The sequence below is a fragment of the Sphingomonas cavernae genome, from assembly GCF_003590775.1.
Classification (GTDB): Bacteria; Pseudomonadota; Alphaproteobacteria; order Sphingomonadales; family Sphingomonadaceae; genus Sphingobium_A; species Sphingobium_A cavernae.
The window spans coordinates 1,020,419-1,038,331 of sequence record NZ_QYUM01000003.1; the positions used below are offsets into that span (position 1 = coordinate 1,020,419).

Here is a 17,913-nt window from a genome sequence, read left to right on the forward strand (position 1 = left end):
GAAACAAAAGAGTCCACGTCAAGTGATTGGCAGTATCTCGACGATTTCGCCTGCGTGCGCGGCCGCGGCGTTGGGCGGGCGCTGGATCAGGGCATTGGCAGAAGCCAGCGCTACCATCGCGGCGCTGTCCTGGCTTGCGGCGGGGCGGACGACGCCGGCGTCCCAGATTCCACGGACATATTCGGCACGGCCTGCGGTTTTGGGGAGGTCGCTAGCCAGCGTAGCACGATGCGTCACGGGTAGCGGGGCGGTCGCGCCGCAAAGATGCGCGACCAGCGGCTTCAGAAACAATATGGCGGTAGCGAATGCCGAAACCGGGTTGCCGGGCAGCCCGAGCGTAACCGCCGAGCCAAGCCTGCCCGCCATCAGCGGCTTGCCGGGCTTCATCGCGATCTTCCAGAAATCGAGCACGGCGCCCGCTGCCTCAAGCGCTGGGCGGACGAGATCGTGGTCACCCACAGATGCGCCGCCTGTCGTGACGATCACGTCGGCATCGCGCACGGCGTCGAATGCGGCGGCGAGAGCATCGATCCGATCGGGAATGATTCCGCCGTCGATGACCTCGACAGGCAGGTCTGCGAGCAGCGCCCGCAGCGTTACGGCGTTGGAAGATGGGAGTTGCGCGCCTAGTACCGGCGCACCGGGCGGAACGAGTTCGTCGCCTGTCGATATCAACGCCACCTTCACGCGTCGCCGAACCGTCAGTGCGCCATGGCCCCCGATCGCGGCAAGCCCGATCCGGGCAGGTGTCAGCCGGTCGCCCGCAGCGATCAGCCGGTCACCGCGCGCGAAATCGCTGCCCGCCCGCCGGACATGCTGGCCAATGGCCGCAGGGCCGTCGCCGGTCAGCGTCAATGTGGCGCCGTCGCGCTCGACCTCTTCCTGGATGACGATCGTGTCGGTGCCCGCCGGCAGCGGGGCGCCGGTGAAGATGCGGACGGCCTCATGCGCACCCGCAACGCCCTCGAACCCGCTCCCCGCAGCGCTTTCGCCCACGACGAGCCATGGCCCGGGCAGATCGGCGAAACGGATCGCGTAGCCGTCCATCGCCGAAAGATCGGCGAAAGGCTGATCCCTGAGCGCCGGCACATCCTGCGCGGCCCAGCGTCCGGCGGCGTCGGCAAGCGTAACCGTTTCGATCGAAACGGGATCGGCCAGCGCCAGCAGCCGCGCCTGTGCCTCAGCGACGGGCAGCAGGCTCATGCGCGCCAGTCGCCCGATTTGCCGCCCGATTTGGCGAGCAGTCGGACGCCGCCAATCTCCATGCCGCGATCGAGCGCCTTGGCCATGTCGTAGACCGTCAGCAGCGCGACCGATGTGGCGGTGAGCGCCTCCATCTCGACGCCGGTTTGCCCCGTCGTCCGCGCGGTCGCGGTCGCGGTGACGCCGCTATCATCGGGAACAAGTTCGATCTCGACAGATGACAGGGGTAGGGGGTGGCAAAGCGGGATCAGCTCGCTCGTCTTCTTGGCGGCCATGATCCCCGCGATCCGCGCGACCGCGAGGACATCGCCCTTCTTGACGAGCCCGTCTCGGATCGCGGCGGCGGCCTCAGCGGACATGGTGATCCGCCCAGTCGCGACCGCCTCGCGCGCGGTCACGGCCTTGCCCGACACATCGACCATCCGGGCGGCGCCCGCCTCGTCGAGATGTGTCAGCCTGCTCATGCGACGCCCAATAGCTCGCGCGTCGCCTGTTCGACATCGCTCTGGCGCATCAGCGCCTCGCCGACGAGGAAGCATTTGACGCCGTGCTCTGCCATCGCGTCGAGGTCGGCGCTGTTGCGGAGGCCACTTTCGGCGACGAAGGTGCAACCCTTGGGTGCGCGCCCGACAAGTTCATAGGTTCGAGCAAAATCGACCGTGAAGTCCCTGAGATCGCGATTGTTCACGCCAATCAGCCGCGAGTTGAGCTTCAGCGCGCGATCGAGTTCGTCGGCGTCGTGCACCTCGACCAGCGCGTCCATCCCGAAGCGGATCGCCTCGGCTTCGATCTCGGCCATTTGCGCATCGTCCAACGCGGCCGCGATGATCAGGATCGCGTCGGCGCCCAGTGCGCGCGCTTCGGCAACCTGCCAGTGATCGACCATGAAGTCCTTGCGCAGCACGGGGATCGACACCGCTGCGCGCGCGGCCACCAGATAATCGTCATGTCCCTGGAAATAGGGGGTGTCGGTGAGCACCGACAGGCACGCCGCACCCGCGCGCTCATAGGCGGCGGCATGCGCGGGCGGATCGAAATCGGGACGGATCAGGCCCTTGGAGGGGCTCGCCTTCTTGACCTCGGCGATGAGCGCGTGGCCGGTCTTTGCCTTGGCGTCGAGTGCGGCACGGAAGCCACGTGGCGCGGACTGTTCGCGCGCGCGCGCCTCCAGCTCGGCGAGCGTGGTGACGCCCTTGCGACGGGCGACCTCCTCGCGCTTGGTGGCGCAGATTTCTTGCAGCTTATCCATGAACCACCTTCGTCATCCCAGCGAAAGCTGGGATCCATGCGATGACTGACACGGCACCGAGCTTCGCAAATATCGTCTGGATCCCAGCTTTCGCTGGGATGACGTCGGAAAGGGTATCGGGCTTCATCTGTACGCAATCCAGCAATCAAGCAGCGTGTTTGCGAGGCCGTTGTCGAGCACCTCGCGCGCTTCTTCCACGCCTTCTTCCCAACTTTCGACGCGACCCGCGACCATCAGCGCGGCAGCGGCGTTGAGCAGGACCGCGTCGCGATACGCGCCTGGCGCACCTTTCAGCATCGCGCGCAGAGCGGCGGCGTTGAAGGTCGCGTCGCCACCCTGAAGTGCTTCGAGTGGATGACGTTCAAGGCCGACATCCTCGGGCGTGATCCGCATCGTGCCCGCACCGGACGCGCCGACGCGAATGATCGTGCTCGGCCCGCCGATCGAGAGTTCGTCGAGCGGTTCGTCGCCCGAGACGAGCATCGTCGACTCGGTCCCGAGAAGGTCGATCGCACCCGCAACGACGGGAAGGAAATCGGGACGCGCTACGCCCATGAGCTGGCGCGTCACGCGCGCGGGATTGCACATCGGGCCGGTCAGGTTGAACACCGTCCGCCGCCCGATGCTCTTGCGGATCGGCGCGAGCCGGCCAAGCGCGGGATGGTGCTTCTGCGCGAACAGAAAACCGATGCCGATATCGGCAAGGCTGCGCTCCGCAGTCGCGGAGGCGCGGTCGAGATCGAGCCCCAATGCCTCGAGTGTGTCGGATGAACCCGCCTTGCTCGAAGCGGCGCGGTTGCCGTGCTTGGCGACGGGCACGCCGCATGCCGCGACGACGATCGCGACCGCGGTCGAAACGTTGACGCTGTGGCTGCCATCGCCGCCCGTGCCGCAGACGTCGATCGCGCCTTCGGGCGCTTCCACCACGATCATCCGCGCTCGCATCGCGCGTGCGGCGGCGGCGATCTCGACGCTGGTCTCGTCGCGTTCCGCCATGACGGTCAAAAAATGCCGGACGTCCTCATCGCTCGCCCTGCCGTCGAGCATGTCCTCGAACGCCGCATGCGCGGTCTCATGTTCGAGCGGGCGCGAGGCGTCGGGAAGTCGCGCGAGCGTCGTCATGCCAGCTCTTTCACCTTCAGGCCGGCGAGCCGCATGAAATTGGCGAGCATCGCATGACCATGCTCGGTCGCGATGCTTTCAGGGTGGAACTGGACGCCGTGGATCGGAAGGCTTTCATGCCGAAAGCCCATGACCGTGCCGTCAGGGGCGCGCGCATTGACGATCAGGGTCTCGGGCATCCCTTCCTCAGGCACGATCAGCGAGTGATAGCGCGTCGCGGTGAAGGGCGAGGGGAGGCCCGCGAACAACCCCGTGCCGTCATGCGTGACGGGCGAGGTCTTGCCGTGCATCAGCTCGCCCGCGCGGATCACCTTCCCGCCGAAATGCTGGCCGATCGACTGATGACCAAGGCACACGCCGAGCAGCGGCTTGCCCGCGCGTTCGCAGGCAGCGACGAGATCGAGGGAAATTCCGGCTTCATTGGGGGTGCACGGGCCGGGCGAGATCAGGAAGGCCTCCGCGCCCGAGGACAGCGCCTGGCCCGCCGAGATCGCGTCGTTGCGCACGACGTTCACCTCGGCGCCCAGCTCCATCAGATAATGGACGAGGTTCCAGGTGAAGCTGTCGTAATTGTCGATGACCAGTATCATGCGCGGGGCTCTATCGGCTGAGGGAGCGGGGGGAAAGCATTAGCTTCTATGCGCATCCCAAGCGCGGCTGTGGACGCCTAACTTCACTTAGCTTCGCATTTTTCTCACAAACGCGCATGTTGATTCGCTCCTTGCGTTTTCCGGGGCCGAATCGGCTCCGCCGGAACGTGACAGGAACGGGGCGTGTAGGACAGGCCGGATGCTGCGGGGCGTGACGGAGGAATGCGATGGTCCGGGTAAAGGCAGATAACGTCAAACCGTTCGGGCTGAGCCTGTCGAAGCCTTCACTTCTTTTCTCGGCGGGTCTGCGCGCGACACCAGTTTCGTGCGGAGAGGCAAAGCGAGCAAAGGCAAGAAGGAAGGAAAAGGCTTCGACAGGCTCAGCCCGAACGGGGCGGGGGGCGGTCAGCGATCGCCGAAAGCCGTGGTTCCGATATGTTTTGGCGATGCTGGCGCCGATATTGCTCTTCGCCCCGCCCGCGAGCGCGCACCCGCCGTCACAGGCCGAGACCGAGCAGGCGCGCGTCGAGATATTGAAGACGGTTGCCGAGATGCAGGCCGCGTGGAACCGCGGCGATTTTCGCGGCTACATGGCGGGGTTCAAGAACCCCGATGTGATCTTCGTCTCGGGCGGGCGGATCAAGGACGGGTGGCAGGGCGCACTCGACGATTATATCCGCAACTATGGCGCGTCGGACGCGACGCGGGGCACGCTGACCTTTTACGACATGAAGATCGAGCTGCTGGCACCCGATGCCGCGCAACTCATCGGGCATTACCGGCTGGATCGCCCTGAAAAGCCGATGGAGGGGATCAACACGCGATTGTTCCGCAAGGTGAACGGCCGCTGGGTGATCGCGCTCAACCATGTGTCGGCTTATGAGGTGGGGCGGTAGGAGCGGGTCTCTGCTATCGACCCGTCGCCACCTAGTTCCTCCCCGGTACGGGGAGGTGGCAGCCCGAAGGGCTGACGGAGGGGCTGCGCTGAAGTCAGGTTGCGCGCCAGCCCCTCCACCACGCTTCGCGTGGTCCCCCTCCCCGTACCGGGGAGGAACTGGGCGTCCGATTACTCCGCCATCAGCTTCGCAAGATCGTCCTTCCAGAACTTCGCCCAGGTGTGGGTGCCGTGGCCCTTGGTTTCCGCCGTGGCGGGAATCAGGATGAAGCGGACGCTCTTCAGGCGCTTTGTCGCGGCCTCGGTGATGCCGTAGCCGGGCGGGTTGATGAAATCGTCGGCGGAGTTGATCCAGAGCATGGGCGCGGTGATCTTTTCGAGCCCGGGCCAGGGATTGTAGGTGCGCGAGGCGTCGAGCTGGTAGATCAGGTCGTTGGCGTCGCGGGCCTTGATCGTGCGGTCGAAACTGGCTTCGAGATTGGCCTCGGCCTGGGCTCGTGTCGGAAATTGCTGCTGGAGCGCGAGCGGGTTGGCGCCGGCGAGGATGAGCAGATCGGCGGCGGTGCGCAGGCCCATCGGCGGCTGCGCCGTATAGTTGCCGCCGTTCCATGTCGGATCGGCCTTGATCCCGTCGATCGCCATCTTGCGCCACATGCGGTTCATGCCCGCGATCTCCACGGGGAGGCAGGCGAAGGGGGCGAGGCGTTCGGCGAAACCGGGATGCGCCTGACCCCAGACAAAGGCGTGCATGCAGCCCATCGAGGTGCCGAGGATGAGCTTGAGTTTGGTGACCTTGAGCCCTTCGCCGAGCATGCGGCGCTGCGCCTCGACCATGTCGTCATAGTCATATTTGGGGAATGCCATCTTCATGCCGTCGCTGGGCTTTGACGAGGCACCATGGCCGATATTGTCGGGCAGGATGACGTAATAGCGCGTGATGTCGAGCGGCTGGCCGGGGCCGTAGAGCTCGCCCGCGAATTGGGGCGACAGGAATTGCTTGCCGCTGCCGCCGGTGCCGTGGAGCACCATCACCGCATTGTCGATCTCGCCCTTGGCACCCCGATGCGGCGTGCCGAGCGTGGTGTAGTGGATGCGGAGTTCGCCGAGCTTTTCACCCGAGCGGAAGGTGAAGTTTTTGAGGACCGCGTCGGCTTCTTTGGTAGGAAGCGTCTGAGCGGTAGCCGGGAGGGCCGCTGCGAGGAGGAGGGCGGAAATTGCTCGGGAGATCATGTGCATGGGTGGGAGGCTAGCGGCGGTTCGGGAGCGCTGCAATGGCGCCATATTCCGTTCGGGCTGAGCTTGTCGAAGCCCTGCCTTTTCCCTTGCCCCGAAAAGAAGGACAGGGCTTCGACAAGCTCAGCCCGAACGGAGAGGGGGATGTGGAAGCTCGGGGCTACTGCCCGAAACCCGCTTCCCCCGCGATCCTGACCGCCTCCTTCGCGGCGGCGAAGAGCGCACCCGACTTGGCTTCGCATTCGCGCTGTTCATAGGCAGGGTCCGAATCGGCGACGATGCCGGCGCCCGCCTGAACGTGCATGACGCCGTCCTTCACCACCGCGGTCCTGAGCACTATGCAGCTATCCATCGAGCCGTCGGGCGAGAAATAGCCGACGCCTCCGGCATAGGCGCCGCGCGTCTCGGGCTCCAGCTCGGCGATGATCTCGCAGGCGCGCACTTTGGGCGCGCCCGAGACGGTGCCCGCGGGGAAGCCCGCGAAGAGCGCGTCGAGCGCGTCCTTCTTCGGATCGAGGCGCCCGACCACGTTCGAGACGATGTGCATGACGTGGCTGTAGAACTCGACGGTGTAGCTGTCGGTGACCTGCACCGTGCCGGCTTCCGCGACGCGGCCGACATCGTTGCGGCCGAGATCGAGCAGCATCAGATGCTCCGCGCGTTCCTTGGGATCGGCGAGCAGGCTGGCCTTGTTCTCGGCGTCTTCGGCAGCGGTCTTGCCCCGGGGGCGCGTGCCCGCGATCGGACGGATCGTGACCTCGGCATCGCGCGCGCGGACGAGGATCTCGGGGCTCGAGCCGATGATCGCGAAGCCGGGCATGTCGAGATAGTAGAGGAAGGGCGAGGGGTTGATGCGCCTCAAGGACCGGTAGAGGTCGAAGGGCGCGAGCGGGAAGGGCGTGGTGAAGCGCTGCGCCAGCACGACCTGAAATATGTCGCCTGCGGCGATGTAGTCCTTGGCCGCGGCGACCATCTCGCCATAGCGGCCGGGCGCGAGGACTGGTTGAGGTGCGATTTCAGTGTCATTCCCGCGAAAGCGGGAATCCAGAGCGGTGCTCGAAGAAGAAGCTGGATCCCCGCTTTCGCGGGGATGACATGGAAAGCTGGGAATGGGTTGAGCCAATCTGGCGGCTGCCGCCCCAATTCGATCCTCAGCTTCGGCGACCTTGGCCTCGGGCGTGCCCGGCGCGTCGGGCCAGACGGGGGAGACGAGGAACAGCTCGTCGGCCAGCCGGTCGAAGATCAGGATGACCGTCGGCCGCACGAACAGCATGTCGGGCAGTGCGAGCGGATTGGCTGTCGGGCGCGGGAGCTTCTCGACCAGTCCCACGGTCTCGTAGCCGAAATAGCCGACGAGGCAGGCGAGCGCGCGCGGCAGTTCGGACGGCACGTCCATCCGGCATTGGGCGACCAGTGTGCGAAGCGCGGAAAGCGCGTCGGCTTCCACAGGCTGGAACGCTTCGCGATCGGTCAGCCACCGCGCGTTGATAGCGGCGTCATTGCCCTCCGCGCGGAAGACCAGATCGGGCGCAATCCCGATCAGGCTGTGGCGCCCGCGCGTTTCGCCACCCTCGACCGATTCGAGCAGGAAATCGCCGCGATCGGGTTCCATCAGCTTGAGCGCCGCCGACACCGGGGTGTCGGTATCGGCGATCTGGCGGCGCCAGACGAGCGCGGGCCGGCCCGCCTTCAGCGCTTCAACGGCAGCGGCGCTCACTGCACGGAATCGGTGCCGGTGAGCTGGCGCTTCAGCGTGGCGGCGGCCTTGGCGTTGCGCTTCACGCCGAGCTCGGCCTTTGCCGCATTGGCGAACTGCGACACATATTCCTGACCCATCACGCGGCCCATTTCGGCCTGGAGGCCGGCGACGAGCTGGGGCTGGCTGGCGATGTCGCCCGGCGTGATCTTGTCGAGATAGACGATGAACCAGCCCTGCTTGCCCGGGGCCTCAAGGCGCTTGGCGCCCTTTTCGGCCATCGAGAAAAGCAGTGCGAGCGGCGGCGGAACGCGCTGGCCGCCGGCGGTGAGTTCCATGCGCCTGCCGCCGATCGTCTCGGGCGCGGGGAGCTTTACGCCCGCTTCGTTGATCGCCTGCGCCAGCGGCACGCCCTTGGACGCCTTGGCGATGATTGCGTCCGCGATCGCCCTGGCCTGGCGCGAGGCGCGCTCCAGCTCGAACGCCTGGGCCACCTGATCGCGGATCTGCGCGAGGGGGCGCGGAGTCGCGGGCACGATTCGCTCGACGTCGGACAGCGCGTATTGCTCGCCCTGGACGATCGTCTCGACGATCGGGTCGTCATCGACCGTCGCTTCGAAGGCGGGTTCGATGAAGCGCGCAAAGGCGGGGTCGGGGCGGAAGGCCTGATTGTCGGGGTCGATGCCTGCGGCGGTAATCGCGGGAGTGGAGATCGCGGTCAGCCCGTTGGCCTTCACCACCTCGTCAAAGGTCGCGCCGTCGGCAATCGAATCCTCAATCTTCGCCGCCAGATCGGCAAGCGCCGCGTCGAGCTTCTGCTTGCCCAGCGTCTCGGTGATTTCGCCGCGGACCGATTCGAGCGTCCGGGCCGGGACCGCCTTCACCGAATCGACGCGCACGACGTGCCAGCCGAGGCCCGAACGCTGCGGCGCAGTGATCGCGCCCTGCGCTGCGGCGAAGGCGGCGTCGGCGACCGCCTTGGAGGCGAGCTCGGTGAGCTTGGCGCGATCCTGTTCGGCGAGCGCCGCGGGTTCGAGACCCGCCTGCTGCGCGGCGGCGGCAAAGCTCGTCCCGCCTTTCACCTTGGCCTCGAAGGCGCGCGCGGCGTTCTGGTCCTGCAGGATCACCTGGGTCAGGCTGCGCGTCTCACGCGCGCCATATTTGGCGGCATCGGCCTTGTAGGCGGCGGCGATCTCCGCCTCGGTCGGCTTGGCCTTGTCCGCGAGCATTGCCTTGCCGAAGGTGGCATAGCGGATCACCCGGCGCTCGGGGACCGTGTAGCGCGCGACGTTCTGTTTGTAATAGGCGTCGAGCTCAGCCTGCGTCGGCGGGGTGCCCTTTGCCATCGCGGTCGAGGGGACAAAGCCGACAAGGCCGCTGCGCGATTCGAGCGCGAGCGCGGCATAGGGGCGCGCGATCGACGCGGGGATCCGCGTGGCGCCAGCCACGGGAACCAGCATCTGCCGCGTGTAAAGGTCCGCCGCGATGTCGTCACGGAGCTGCTTTTCGGTCACCTTGCGCTGCGAAAGCACTGAAAGGAATGTCGTGCGGTCGAACTGGCCATTGGGGCCGTTGAACGCGGGAATGCTGGCGATGTCGCCGTCGACGAGCCGCTTGCTCACGCCAAGGCCGATCGACCTGGCAAATTCCTCAAGCGCGCGGACGTTGATCATCTGCTCAAGCGTGTCCTCGAAGCCGCCCGCGCTGATGAAGTTCGTCATATCGAGCCCGGGCGACTGGCGCCGCTGGACGTCGAGCTGGTTGTTCACGCGCATCGACAGCTCTTCGGTCGAGATGTCGTGCTTGCCGACCTCCGCGACCGTGCTGCCGCCAAGGCCCGTGCCTGATCCCATCGATCCCGTGATGTCCGCGCCCGCGAACGAGATCGCGACGAGCACGATGAACAGGAAGCTGACGATCAGCCCGATCTTGGAATTGAAGAGGCTGCGGAGAAAGGTGATCATGCTGCGGCTCGTCGCTCGAATTGCGGAAGTGAAGCGCTGCTTTAGGGGGCAGACCTTTTTTCGACAAGGCATCGGCGATAAGGGGCACCGGGAATCATCAAGGGAGCCCGATAGATGGCATTGCGCAAACTGGTCGCCGGAAACTGGAAGATGAATGGCAGTCGCGCCCAACTCAGCGAACTGGATGCGATCGCCGCGGCGGCCGTCGACCACATGCACGTCGATGTCGCCATCTGTCCGCCCTTCACGCTGATAGCGCCCGCGGCCGAGCGGCAGCCGGGACTTGCGATCGGTGCGCAGGATTGCCATGCCGCGCCCAGCGGAGCGCACACCGGATGCGTATCCGCGGCAATGGTCGCCGAGGCCGGGGCGCGGCTCGCGATCGTCGGGCATAGCGAACGCCGCACCGACAATCATGAAACCGATGCCGAAATCCGCGCCAAGGCCGAGGCCGCGATCGGCGCAGGGCTGACCGCGATCGTCTGCGTGGGCGAAACCGAGGCCGAACGCGACGCGGGCCATGCGCTGCTCGTGGTCGAAGGCCAGCTCGAGGGTTCAATCCCGCCCGCGGGAACCGGAGAAACGCTGGTTGTCGCCTATGAACCCGTCTGGGCGATCGGTACCGGGCGCACGCCTTCGGTCGCCGATGTCGCCGAGATGCACGCCGCGATCCGCGCGCGGCTGGTGTCGCTGCTCGGCGGCGAGGGCGAAAAGGTGCGCATCCTCTATGGCGGTTCGGTCAAGCCTTCCAACGCCGCTGAATTGCTGGGAGTGAAGGATGTCGACGGCGCGCTGGTCGGCGGCGCGAGCCTGAAGGCCGCCGATTTCGTTCCGATTATCGCGGCTGCTCGCCAGGCGCTTGCGACGAACGGCTCGAACTAATCGAGACAACCTGCGCGAGACATTCGTATCAGTGCTCCTGCGCAGGCAGGAGCCCATGTCGGCAGGCACTCCGCCGCTTCGGACATGGGCTCCGGGTCAAGCCCGGAGCACTGATAGCTATCGGATTTTGCGCGGCCCTGCGCTACTTGCACTTGCGCTCCTGCTTGTATTCGCCGCTGCTGGTCCGTTCGCGCTTCACCTCGCAGTCACCATCCTTATATTCTTCCTTCCACGAGCCATCGGCCTTTTCCTCGAACTTCCGTTCGCGCCAGCGATCCTTGTATTCCTCCTTATAGTCGCCGCTGCTGGTGAGTTCGCGCTTCACTTCACGATCACCGCGCTTGTATTCCTGTTTCCATTCGCGCGCGCCGGCGGGCTCTGCGACCACAAGGCCGGTTGAAAGCAACGCGCCTGCGACAGTCAGCATCATGATTTTCATCGGATACCTCAGTTGATCCGTTTCGCGTATCGAGAATCGGGCAAGGGGCTTGAATGGCGCCTTAACCCCTCCAATCTCCGCACCACGCTGTCGCGCATGTCAGTCGGTTGAACCGATCGTGTGAACCCGCTATGGGGCAGCGCTTCATCTCTCCAGAATGTCGGCACAAGCACCCATGTTTCAATTCCTGCTCGTCGTTCACGCCATCATCGCCGCAGCGCTCGTTGCGGTGATTCTCATGCAGCGTTCGGAAGGCGGCGGCCTTGGCATGGGGGGCAGCCCGTCGGGCCTGATGTCCGCGCGCGGCGCCGCCGACTTCCTGACGCGGGCGACGACCGTGCTCGCGACGCTGTTCGTCGTGATGTGCATCGTGCTTGCGACGCTGGCCTCGTTCCGCACCTCGGGCACCGAACTCGACACCTCGCTGGCGCGCCAGCCCGCGACCCCGCCCGTCGAGGCGCCGCTGGGCGGCGTCGCGCCCGTGCTGCCGGCGCCCGCGCCCACGACCGATCCGCTCGCGGGTGTTGCGCCGGCCGTTCCCGCCGCTACGCCGCAGCCGGGTACGCCTGCACCGCGCAACGAACGTCGCTCCGCGCCGGGCAATCCCGATCCGGTGACAAGCACCGCGCCTGCGCGGGTTGCGCCGCCGACCGTGGTGCGCACGATCGCTGAACCGAGCACGCCTGCGCGCAACGAGGCGACGCCGGCCAATAATTCGGCGACGCCCAATCCGTAATAACGCCTGATTCACGATTTCTATCGAAGCGCTTTGCGCTTCGATGGCAAACGATCAGGCTTTGAAACCGGCCCGATTTTAGGGTCTTGACGCAATTTTACTGGCAGGCGCCAGATTCGGGCGCTTGCCGTAACCATATCTACAGGTCTAAGCCTTTACTCCCATGGCGCGGTTCATATTCATCACCGGCGGCGTGGTCTCCTCGCTTGGAAAAGGTCTCATGGCGGCAAGCCTTGCCGCCCTGCTCCAGGCGCGTGGATATCGCGTGCGCATTCGCAAGTTCGATCCCTATCTGAACGTCGATCCGGGGACGATGTCTCCCTATCAGCACGGCGAGGTCTATGTGACCGACGACGGCGCGGAGACCGACCTCGATCTGGGGCATTATGAACGCTTTACGGGCGTTCCCGGCCGCCAGTCGGATAACGTCACCTCGGGACGGATCTACCAGACGATCATCCAGAAGGAGCGTCGCGGCGACTATCTGGGCGCGACCGTCCAGGTGATTCCGCACGTGACCGACGCGATCAAGGAATTCGCGCGCAACGAGACCGACGATGTCGACTTCGTGCTGTGCGAGATCGGCGGCACGGTGGGCGACATCGAATCGCTGCCCTTCATGGAGGCGATCCGTCAGCTCAGGAACGATCTCGGCCGCAACAACAGCGTGTTCGTCCATGTGACGCTGGTGCCCTATATCGCGGCCGCGGGTGAGCTGAAGACCAAGCCGACCCAGCACAGCGTGCGCGACCTGACCTCGCTTGGCATCCAGCCCGATGTGCTGGTCTGCCGTTGCGAGCGGCCGCTGCCCGAGAGCGAGCGCGCCAAGATCGCGCTGTTCTGCAACGTGCCCAAGGAAGCGGTCATCCCCGCGCTCGACGCGTCGAGCATCTACGGCGTGCCGCTGCAATACCACGCCGAAGGCCTCGACAATGCGGTGCTTTCGGCGTTCGGTATGGACGCGGGCGCCGCCCCCGAACTGGGGCGCTGGGACGATATCATGGACCGCCTCGGCAATCCCGAGGGCGAAGTCACGATCGGCGTCGTCGGCAAATATGTTGGCCTGGCCGACGCGTACAAGTCCTTGAACGAAGCGCTGGTGCATGGCGGCATCGCCAACCGCGTGAAGGTCAATGTCCGCTGGATCGATGCCGAACTGTTCGAAAAGGGCGAGGCCGACATCGCCGCGCAGCTCGAGCCGATGCACGCGATCCTCGTTCCCGGCGGTTTCGGCGAGCGCGGATCAGAGGGCAAGATCGCCAGCGTGAAGTTCGCGCGCGAACGGGGCGTGCCCTTTTTCGGCATCTGCCTCGGCATGCAGATGGCGTGCATCGAAGGTGCGCGGAACACCGCGGGCATCGCCGATGCTTCGACCACCGAATTCGGCCCGACCGAGGAACCCGTGGTCGGCCTCATCACCGAATGGATGACCGCCGAAGGCCTGCAGAAGCGCGAAGAAGGCGGCGATCTGGGCGGCACGATGCGGCTTGGCGCCTATCCGGCGAAGCTCACGGGCAACAGCCATGTCGCGAGCATCTATGGCGCGACCGACATCAGCGAACGTCACCGGCACCGCTATGAAGTCAACGTCCATTACCGCGATCCGCTGGAAAAGGGCGGTCTGGTATTCTCCGGCATGTCGCCCGACGGCACGCTGCCCGAAATCGTCGAGCGGCCCGATCATCCATGGTTCGTGGGGGTGCAGTTCCATCCCGAGCTCAAGTCGAAGCCGTTCGATCCGCACCCGCTTTTCGCGAGCTTCATCGAGGCGGCACTGAAGCAAAGCCGCCTCGTCTGACGCGTGTCTTTTTGGCGACACTGTCGAGTTTAAGCCACTTCGGAGGCGCGTAACGATTGACTTAGCGGCGCTTTGCAACATTCTTCCCGCATCATTCCTGTCGTGCGCGATACGAAAAAGGGGAAGAATGAAGGCCGAGCAACTCTCCGCGCTGCTGCCAGAACATTCGATCTTTGCGTCTTGCAGCGAGGAAGAGCTTGCCGCGATCATCCTGCACGGGGTCTATCAGACCTATAAAAAGGGCAGGGACATCGTTGCGCAGGGCGATGAGGGCACATCGCTCTTCATCATGCTCACCGGAACCGCGCGGATTTCGATGGTGGCCAGCAACGGCCGCGAGATCATCCTCGACTATGCCGAGCCGGGCAGCGTCATCGGCGAAATCGCGCTGCTCGACGGCGGCGAACGCACCGCATCAGTGACCACGCTCGAAGAGGTGACCGGCCTCAGGCTTTCGCGTGAGAGCTTTGAAGGCATCGTCGCGCAATATCACGGCATGGCGCTGCGCATCCTGCGCGAACTCGCGCGCCGGCTGCGTCAGGCCAATGCGACGATCGAGAGCGACCGCGCCTATGCTACCGGGCCGCGGCTCGCGCGCTTTCTGCAGCGGCTGACACTCAGCGGCGGAACCGATGGGCGGTTGCGCCTCGACCTCAGTCAGGGCGAACTCGGCATGTTCGCGGGAATGTCACGCGAGCAGATTAACCGTCAGTTGGGAGCATGGTCCGACTCGGGAATCATCGCGCTCGAAGGCGGACGGATACGCATCATGGACAGCGCCCTGTTGGCGGAGATTGCCGAAACGGCCGAATAGGCTTGGTCGGCTGGGCCTTTGCGACCCGGGCCCGGACGACACACTTATCGGCGGCAATCACGCACAGGGTGCCTGGGGCAGCCGGAGCTTGATGGACCGGCTGCCCTTTTTCTTTGGAGGGCTCGCGCTTGGAGCATTGTGTGTAAAAACCAGAACCGCTCATCCTGAGGAGGGGCTGAGCTTGGCGAAGTCCCGTCTCGAAGTACCAGCTCAGTGCGTCCTTCGAGACGCCGTTTCGCCAAGCTCAACGGCTCCTCAGGATGAGCGGAGAGATGATGATAGCTTAATGCACAATGCTCGAATGCGCTCGGATAGCGTAGTTTGCCGTGTCGGCGCATCTCATCCCGGAGCCAAATGACAAGTGCCCGGATCGTTTCCGATCCGGGCACCCGCGTGACGAATGCTCGTCAGCCCCCTTGGATTGACTTCAGCGCGCTTCCAGTCCGTTCCCTTATACGTCCCGGTGGGCGAAGCTTTCCCCGAACCACGGCCTTTGGCCTGCGTTTCAGCATGCGGACGCTACGCAAAGCATTTCGGCTTGTCATCGCACGAATCGAGTCCGCACGACGATTGGCTTAACCCTGTGTTCATTTGGCCACAGGCTCAGGGTGTTGCCAGTGTACCAAGTCCTCCCTAGACCGCGTTGCAACATGCCCGCTTTCCCAAGGCTCAACCGATGATCCTTTCCCGCTACGAGCGGATGATCGCCAAACGTTATCTGCTGCCGGGAAAGGGGGAAGGGTTCATCTTCCTTGTCGCCGGGATCAGCCTGTTCGCCGTGATGCTCGGAGTCGCCGCGCTCATCATCGTGATGAGCGTGATGAACGGCTTTCGCGCCGAGCTGTTCGACAAGATCACGGGCCTCAACGGTCATGCGGTCGTCCAGGGCTATGGCGGGCGGCTCGATGACTGGCAGCAGGTGCTGATCGAGGCGAAGAAGACGCAGGGAGTCGTGTCCGCGACTCCGCTGATCGAACAGCCGCTGATGGCAAGCGCCGACGGCCGCGTCGAGGGCGTGCTGGTCCGCGGCATGACGGTCGAGGACATCCGGAACAACCCGCAGATTGCGGACAATGTGAAGCAGGGCAGCCTTTCCGCGCTTCAGCCGGGCAACGACAATATCGCGATCGGCGCGCGCCTTGCGGAGGCGCTGGGCGTTCGGGTCGGCAGCACGATCAGTCTCATCAGTCCGCAAGGACAGACCACGCCCTTTGGCAGCGTACCGCGCATCGTCAGTTACCGCGTGGCCGCAATCTTCGAGGTCGGCGTCTATGACTATGACAAGGCGTTCGTGGTGATGCCGATGCAAAATGCCCAGTTGCTGCTGCTGATGGGCGATGCGGTGGGCATGGTCGAGGTCGAGACCGTCGACCCCGACAATGTCGGTCCGATCCTCGCCCCGCTTGCGGAGGCGGTGGCGGGCAAGGCCGTCGTGTCGGACTGGCGTTCGATGAATGCGCAGCTTTTCGAGGCGCTGGCGGTCGAACGCGTCGCGATGTTCGTCGTCCTCTCGATCATCATTCTCGTCGCGGTGTTCAACATCCTGTCCTCGCTGATCATGCTGGTGCGCGCAAAGAGCCGCGACATCGCGATCCTGCGGACGATGGGCGCGACGCGTGGCGGTTTGATCAAGATCTTCATGACGGTGGGCGTCACGATCGGGACGCTCGGCATCGTCGCGGGGCTCGCGCTCGGCGCGGTGTTCCTGTTCTTCCGCCAGTCGGTGGTGAACTTCATCCAGCTCGTCACGGGGCAGAATCTCTGGGATCCTTCGATCCGCTTCCTGACCGAGCTGCCCGCGAAGACCGATCCCTTCGAAGTGATCGGAATCTGCGCGATGGCGCTGATCTTCAGCTTCCTCGCCACGCTCTACCCTGCCTTCAAGGCGGCGAGCACCGATCCCGTGCAGGTGCTGCGCTATGAGTGACGCCTTCCTTACCGTCACCCTGAACTCGTTTCAGGGTCCATGTGTCCGTCCCACCGCAGCGGAAGCGTTGGAATGGATGCTGAAACAAGTTCAGCATGACGGAGGGAGTCGTGGGTATGAGTGATATCCTCGCCACGACAGGCCTGAAGCGCAGCTTCATCCAGGGCGGTGAGACGATCGAGGTCCTGCGTGGAATCGACCTGCATGTCGGGCCCGGCGAGATCGTCGCGCTGCTCGGGCCTTCGGGATCGGGCAAGTCGACGCTGCTTCAGGCGGTGGGGCTGCTCGAAGGCGGCTTTGAGGGATCGATCCGGATCAACGGGCAGGAAGCCGCGCGGCTGGACAATGACGGGCGCACGACGCTGCGCCGCGACGCGCTCGGTTTCGTCTATCAGTTCCACCACCTGCTCCCCGACTTCAATGCCGAGGAAAATGTGGTGCTGCCGCAACTCATCCACGGTGCGGACAACCCCGCGGCACACGCCCGTGCGCAGGCGCTGCTGACGTCGCTCGGGCTCGGGCACCGGCTCAGTCACCGGCCGAGCCAGCTTTCGGGCGGCGAGCAGCAGCGCGTCGCGGTCGCGCGCGCGCTCGCCAATCGCCCCGCACTGGTGCTCGCCGACGAACCCACGGGCAATCTCGACGAGCACACGGCTGACATCGTGCTCGCCGAATTCCTGCGGCTGGTGCGCGAGGAAGGCTCGGCTGCGCTTGTCGCGACGCATAACGAGCGGTTGGCGGCAAAGATGGACCGCGTGGTAAGGTTGCACGAAGGGGTGCTCGAATAGGGAGATGACGATGACGGCGGTGACGGATTTCGCGGTGAAACTGCCCGACGGGGCGGAAAAGAAGCTCGCCGACTATGCGGGCAAGGTGCTGCTGGTCGTCAACGTCGCGTCCAAATGCGGGTTCACGCCGCAATATACCGGGCTCGAGGCGCTGTACCGCAAATACAAGGATCGTGGCTTCGAGATCCTCGCTTTCCCGTGCAATCAGTTCGGCGCCCAGGAACCGGGCAATGCCGAGGAAATCGCGAATTTCTGCTCGCTGACTTATGACGTGACCTTCCCGCTTTTCGGGAAAATCGAGGTCAATGGCGAGGGCGCCGATCCGCTCTACGACTATCTCAAGGCCGCGAAGCCTGGTTTGATGGGGACCAAGGCGATCAAGTGGAACTTCACCAAGTTCCTCGTCGATCGCGAGGGCAATCCGGTGAAGCGCTATGCGCCCAATGACACGCCTGAATCGCTCGAGAAGGACATTGAAAAGCTGCTTTGAGCATCTGTCATTCCCGCGAAAGCGGGAATCCAGAAGGAGCCGGTGCGCTCGGGCACCGTCTGGATCCCCGCTTTCGCGGGGATGACA

At 64.9% G+C, this 17,913-nt stretch carries 16 protein-coding genes and 1 pseudogene; 8 read left to right on the top strand and 9 right to left on the bottom strand.

Annotated features, from left to right (window positions below):
- Positions 1–18: 18 nt before the first annotated feature.
- From D3876_RS12530 to D3876_RS12550, 5 genes are all read right to left on the bottom strand, one after another.
- The gene (locus D3876_RS12530) at positions 19–1,203 is read right to left on the bottom strand and encodes a molybdopterin molybdotransferase MoeA (protein WP_119762635.1); all 1,185 of its coding nucleotides are present in this window, start codon (positions 1,201–1,203) and stop codon (positions 19–21) included.
- Positions 1,200–1,667 (bottom strand): cyclic pyranopterin monophosphate synthase MoaC, encoded by a 468-nt coding sequence (gene moaC, locus D3876_RS12535; RefSeq protein ID WP_119762637.1) that lies wholly within the window; start codon positions 1,665–1,667, stop codon positions 1,200–1,202. Before moaC ends, D3876_RS12530 begins: the two co-directional genes overlap by 4 nt.
- Positions 1,664–2,452: an indole-3-glycerol phosphate synthase TrpC gene (trpC, locus tag D3876_RS12540; protein ID WP_119762639.1), complete on the bottom strand. Its 789-nt coding sequence runs from the start codon at positions 2,450–2,452 to the stop codon at positions 1,664–1,666. Before trpC ends, moaC begins: the two co-directional genes overlap by 4 nt.
- A 123-nt stretch (positions 2,453–2,575) precedes the next feature.
- Positions 2,576–3,574, bottom strand: a complete 999-nt coding sequence (trpD, locus tag D3876_RS12545) for an anthranilate phosphoribosyltransferase (RefSeq protein ID WP_119762641.1) — start codon at positions 3,572–3,574, stop codon at positions 2,576–2,578.
- On the bottom strand, positions 3,571–4,164 hold the full coding sequence (locus D3876_RS12550) for an anthranilate synthase component II (RefSeq protein WP_119762643.1): 594 nt from the start codon (positions 4,162–4,164) through the stop codon (positions 3,571–3,573). The genes trpD and D3876_RS12550 overlap by 4 nt, the downstream gene beginning before the upstream one ends.
- Before the next feature lie 446 nt (positions 4,165–4,610).
- Between D3876_RS12550 and D3876_RS12555 the strand changes: the two genes are divergently transcribed.
- Positions 4,611–5,060, top strand: a complete 450-nt coding sequence (locus D3876_RS12555; RefSeq protein WP_119762645.1) for a nuclear transport factor 2 family protein — start codon at positions 4,611–4,613, stop codon at positions 5,058–5,060.
- A gap of 170 nt (positions 5,061–5,230) precedes the next feature.
- On the opposite strand, the gene D3876_RS12560 is transcribed toward D3876_RS12555, so the two are convergent.
- The 3 genes from D3876_RS12560 to D3876_RS12570 all read right to left on the bottom strand — a co-directional run bounded on the left by D3876_RS12560 (position 5,231) and on the right by D3876_RS12570 (position 9,952).
- Positions 5,231–6,295: an alpha/beta fold hydrolase gene (locus tag D3876_RS12560; protein WP_420801960.1), complete on the bottom strand. Its 1,065-nt coding sequence runs from the start codon at positions 6,293–6,295 to the stop codon at positions 5,231–5,233.
- 157 nt (positions 6,296–6,452) lie between these two features.
- Entirely contained in the window at positions 6,453–8,009 is a 1,557-nt protein-coding gene (gene trpE, locus D3876_RS12565) for an anthranilate synthase component I (protein WP_119762647.1), read from the bottom strand.
- Complete coding sequence (locus D3876_RS12570) at positions 8,006–9,952, bottom strand: peptidylprolyl isomerase (RefSeq protein WP_182912003.1); 1,947 nt, start codon at positions 9,950–9,952, stop codon at positions 8,006–8,008. The genes trpE and D3876_RS12570 overlap by 4 nt, the downstream gene beginning before the upstream one ends.
- Before the next feature lie 114 nt (positions 9,953–10,066).
- On the opposite strand from D3876_RS12570, the gene tpiA reads away from it, so the two are divergent.
- Positions 10,067–10,834: a triose-phosphate isomerase gene (tpiA, locus tag D3876_RS12575; protein WP_119762651.1), complete on the top strand. Its 768-nt coding sequence runs from the start codon at positions 10,067–10,069 to the stop codon at positions 10,832–10,834.
- A 142-nt stretch (positions 10,835–10,976) separates the two neighbouring features.
- Here tpiA and D3876_RS12580 read toward each other — a convergent pair whose 3' ends face one another.
- On the bottom strand, positions 10,977–11,273 hold the full coding sequence (locus D3876_RS12580; protein WP_119762652.1) for a hypothetical protein: 297 nt from the start codon (positions 11,271–11,273) through the stop codon (positions 10,977–10,979).
- A gap of 175 nt (positions 11,274–11,448) precedes the next feature.
- On the opposite strand from D3876_RS12580, the pseudogene secG reads away from it, so the two are divergent.
- The 6 genes and pseudogenes from secG to D3876_RS12610 all read left to right on the top strand — a co-directional run.
- Positions 11,449–11,808 (top strand): annotated as a pseudogene (secG, locus tag D3876_RS20885) (preprotein translocase subunit SecG); the annotation flags it as partial.
- A gap of 364 nt (positions 11,809–12,172) precedes the next feature.
- Positions 12,173–13,807, top strand: a complete 1,635-nt coding sequence (locus tag D3876_RS12590) for a CTP synthase (RefSeq protein WP_119762656.1) — start codon at positions 12,173–12,175, stop codon at positions 13,805–13,807.
- A gap of 127 nt (positions 13,808–13,934) precedes the next feature.
- Positions 13,935–14,621, top strand: a complete 687-nt coding sequence (locus tag D3876_RS12595; RefSeq protein ID WP_119762658.1) for a Crp/Fnr family transcriptional regulator — start codon at positions 13,935–13,937, stop codon at positions 14,619–14,621.
- Positions 14,622–15,297: 676 nt separating this feature from the next.
- Entirely contained in the window at positions 15,298–16,548 is a 1,251-nt protein-coding gene (locus tag D3876_RS12600) for a lipoprotein-releasing ABC transporter permease subunit (protein WP_119762660.1), read from the top strand.
- A 116-nt stretch (positions 16,549–16,664) separates the two neighbouring features.
- The gene (locus tag D3876_RS12605) at positions 16,665–17,336 is read left to right on the top strand and encodes an ABC transporter ATP-binding protein (RefSeq protein ID WP_119762662.1); all 672 of its coding nucleotides are present in this window, start codon (positions 16,665–16,667) and stop codon (positions 17,334–17,336) included.
- 10 nt (positions 17,337–17,346) lie between these two features.
- Positions 17,347–17,826: a glutathione peroxidase gene (locus D3876_RS12610; protein ID WP_119763823.1), complete on the top strand. Its 480-nt coding sequence runs from the start codon at positions 17,347–17,349 to the stop codon at positions 17,824–17,826.
- The last annotated feature ends 87 nt before the right edge of the window (positions 17,827–17,913 follow it).